Here is a 3,871-nt window from a genome sequence, read left to right on the forward strand (position 1 = left end):
TCCCGGAACGCTTGCAGACGTCCAGAACCGACTAGAATCAACGCCATGCGCCTTGTCCACAAAATCTAAACCGGACAGCCGTGGGCTCGTCCCGGCCATCCACGTCTTACCGCGCGGCACGAGGAACGTGGATGCCCGGGACAAGCCGGGGCATGACGAATGGATAGAGTGACGTACACATGGATATTCCGACCCGCGGAACAACGTCGCCTCTGTGACCGGAGGCGGCGTTTTTGTTTTCCGCAGGCGGTGATCTCAGTGTACCAATGCCGTCAGAACGCACCATCCAATCGTTCGACAGGGAGAAAACAATGCGTGAAGCCGTCATCGTTTCCTATGCGCGCACCGGCCTCGCCAAGTCAGGCCGCGGCGGGTTCAACATCACGCCGCCGATGTCGCTCGCGGCGCACGCCATCCATCACGCTGTCGACCGCGCCGGCGTCGACAAGGACTATGTCGAGGACTGCTATCTCGGCAATTGCGCCCATGGTGCGCCGAACATCGGCCGCCAGGCTGCGCTGCTCGCGGGCCTGCCGAAGTCGACCGGCGGCGTCTCGGTGAACCGCTTCTGCTCGTCCGGCCTGCAGACCATCGCGATGGCCGCCAACTCGATCCGCTCCGACGGCGCCGACTGCATCGTCGCCGGCGGCGTCGAGAGCATCTCGATCCCCGGCGGCGGCACGCCGAAGGAATCGATCGATCCCGATCTGCTCAAGACCGCGCCCGACATCTTCATGGCGATGATCGACACCGCCGACATCGTCGCCGAGCGCTACAAGCTCAGCCGTGAATACCAGGACGAGTATTCGCTGGAGTCGCAGCGCCGCATGGCCGCAGCCCAGCAGGCCGGCAAGTTCAAGGACGAGATCGTCCCGATGAAGACGAAGATGAAGGTGGTCGACAAGGCGACCAAGGCCGAGTCGATCGTCGATTACGTCGTCGACCGCGACGAATGCAACCGCCCCGAGACCACGCTGGAAGGGTTGGCCAAGCTCGAGCCCGTGAAGGGTCCGGGCAAGTTCGTCACGGCCGGCAACGCCAGCCAGCTCTCAGACGGCGCCGCTGCCGTGGTGCTGATGGAAGCCAAGGACGCCGAGAAGCGCGGCCTCAAGCCGCTCGGCCGTTTCGTCGCCTGGGCTGCGGCCGGCTGCGAGCCTGATGAGATGGGCATCGGTCCGATCTTCGCCGTGCCGAAGCTGTTGAAGCGCCATGGCCTCAAGATCGACGACATCGATCTGTGGGAGCTCAACGAGGCCTTCGCCAGCCAGTGCCTCTATTCGCGCGACAAGCTCGGCATCGATCCCGCCAAGTACAACGTCAATGGCGGCTCGATCGCGATCGGCCATCCCTTCGGCATGACCGGCGCTCGTCTCACCGGCCATCTGCTGCAGGAAGGCGCCCGCCGCAAGGCCAAGTGGGGCGTCGTCACCATGTGCATCGGCGGTGGCCAGGGCGGGGCCGGCCTGTTCGAGATCTACAGCTGATCTGAACGCAGGATTGTGAAAGGCACGGCGCCGCGAGCGCCGTGCTGGTGCGCCCGGATGGAATCGTCGCGGGGCCCATGACGGCGCAGTCGATGATCAGGAGGTCGCCCGAGCCGCAGCGCGATGGTTCGGCGATTGAAGCTTCCGGTTGTGCACTCTTGTGCATTCTCTGTGCACCCTTGCGTGCATTTTGTCATAATGCAGGTAGTCTTACGTGCCCGCAAATTAACGGAAATTTCTCCCCGTAAGCGCTTCATGAATCGCATCATTCACAAACGATTTTGCGATTGCCATGCAATTTTTTTCCCTTCGGCTTACACACAAGATCACGGCCATCGGCGTCATCGGCGTTGTCGGTGTCGTCCTGATCGGCGGCATCCATCTCTATGGCGAGCGGGCGATGGGCGTCTATCGCGACGCGGCCGAGAACGCGCGCACGATTGACGAGCTGAACAGCAGGATCGCCATCGAACTGCTGGAAGGACGCCGGGCCGAGAAGGATTTCCTGCTGCGCAGCGATGCAAGCAAGGCCCAGCGCCAGATCGAGATCGGCAAAAAGGCTGCCGTCGACATCGAACAGCTTCGCGATCGGATCGCGGCGATCGGCAAGCCCGATCTGGCGCAGAAGATCGACGCGATGACCGCCTCGCTGAAGACCTATCAGGCGCGTTTCGCCGCGGTGGTCGAGGAGCGGCAACGTCTCGGGCTGGATGAGAATTCCGGCCTCGAAGGCCGCCTGCGCGCCTCCGTCCATGAGATCGAGAGCAAGGTCGATCAGCTCCATGATTCCGCGCTCAAGGTGATCATGCTGATGATGCGCCGGCACGAGAAGGATTTCATGCTGCGCCGCGACGCCAAATACGGCGACGAGATGAAGAAGCGTGTCTCGGAATTTTCGGCCGGCATCGATGCCGCTGCCATTCCCGACGCGGCAAAGGCCGAGCTGCGCCAGAAGCTCGCCGACTATCAACGCGACTTCTCCGGCTGGATGGTGTCGGCCCTGAAGCTCGCGACGGAATCGAGGGGCATGTCGGAAGCGTTCGCAGCGGTCGAACCCGTGATCGAGCAGGTCTCGAGATCGGTCGACACCATGCGCGTCGAGGCCGACCGGCTCAACGATGCCGAGCGGGACGCCATCCAGTTCTGGATCGCCATTGCGATCGCGCTGATCGCGTCCGGCGTGCTCGGCCTCGGCATCTTCATCGGACGCTCGGTCTCGAAACCGCTGTCGTCGATGCAGGCGGCGATGATCGAGCTTGCCAACGGCAATTTCGCCGTCGTGCTGCCCGGGCTCGGCCGCCCCGACGAGATCGGCGAGATCGCGCAAGCCGTCGAGACCTTCAAGGTCAACGCCGAGCAGAAGGCGCGCGACGAAGCCGAAGAGAAGATCAGGCAGGACAAGCTCGCGGCCGAGCGCCGCCGCGCCGACATGATCCGGATGGCCGACGATTTCGAGGGCGCGATCGGCGAGATCGTCGAGACGGTGTCGTCGGCGGCGACCGAGCTCGAGGCATCGGCGACGTCGCTGACGACGACCGCGGGCCGCTCGACCGAATTGGCCGCGCTGGTCGAGGCCGCCTCGGAAGAGGCCGCGACCAACGTGCAATCGGTGGCGTCCGCGGCCGAACAGTTGACCGCTTCGGTCATCGAGATCAGCCGGCAGGTGCAGGCGTCCGCGCGCATCGCCGGCGAGGCCGTCAGCCAGGCGGGGCAAACCAACGATCGCGTCGGCGAATTGTCGAAGGCCGCCGCGCGCATCGGCGACGTGGTCGAGCTCATCAATGCGATCGCCGGCCAGACCAATCTCTTGGCGCTGAATGCCACCATCGAGGCGGCACGCGCCGGCGAAGCCGGACGCGGCTTCGCCGTCGTCGCCTCCGAGGTCAAGGCACTGGCCGAGCAAACTGCAAGAGCGACCGGCGAGATCGGTCAGCAGATCGCCAGCATCCAGGGTGCCACCAACGAGTCCGTTGGCGCGATCAGGACCATCGGGGGCACCATCGAGCGCCTGTCGGAGATTTCGTCCACGATCGCGGCCGCGGTCGAAGAGCAGGGCGCCGCGACCGGCGAGATCTCGCGCAATGTGCAGAGTGCGGCGGCCGGCACCTCGCAGGTCAGCGCCAACATCAGCAATGTCAGGCAGGGCGCGGTCGAAACCGGCTCGGCGTCGTCGCAGGTGCTGTCGGCGGCGAGATCCCTGTCGGGCGACAGCAACCGCCTCAAGCTCGAGGTCGGCAGGTTCCTGGATACGGTCCGCGCGGCGTAAACGCCTGGCTCGTCATGGCCGGGCTCGTCCCACGGCTGTCCGGTTTAGATTTTGTGGACAAGGCGCATGGCGTTGATTCTAGTCGGTTCTGGACGTCTGCAAGCGTTCCGGGACACGACAG

General features: G+C 64.5%; 2 protein-coding genes. Both read left to right on the forward strand.

Features of this window, described 5'->3' with window-relative positions; all coding sequences use genetic code 11:
- Positions 1-311 precede the first annotated feature (311 nt).
- Positions 312-1,484 (forward strand): thiolase family protein, encoded by a 1,173-nt coding sequence (locus BM222_RS39595; protein ID WP_092239993.1) that lies wholly within the window; start codon positions 312-314, stop codon positions 1,482-1,484.
- A 292-nt stretch (positions 1,485-1,776) separates the two neighbouring features.
- Positions 1,777-3,750 carry a methyl-accepting chemotaxis protein gene (locus BM222_RS39600; protein WP_092239992.1) on the forward strand — a complete coding sequence of 658 codons (1,974 nt, stop codon included), beginning with the start codon at positions 1,777-1,779 and terminating at the stop codon, positions 3,748-3,750.
- Positions 3,751-3,871 lie beyond the last annotated feature (121 nt).

Source organism: Bradyrhizobium sp. Gha, from assembly GCF_900113735.1.
In the GTDB taxonomy this organism is placed as follows: Bacteria; Pseudomonadota; Alphaproteobacteria; order Rhizobiales; family Xanthobacteraceae; genus Bradyrhizobium.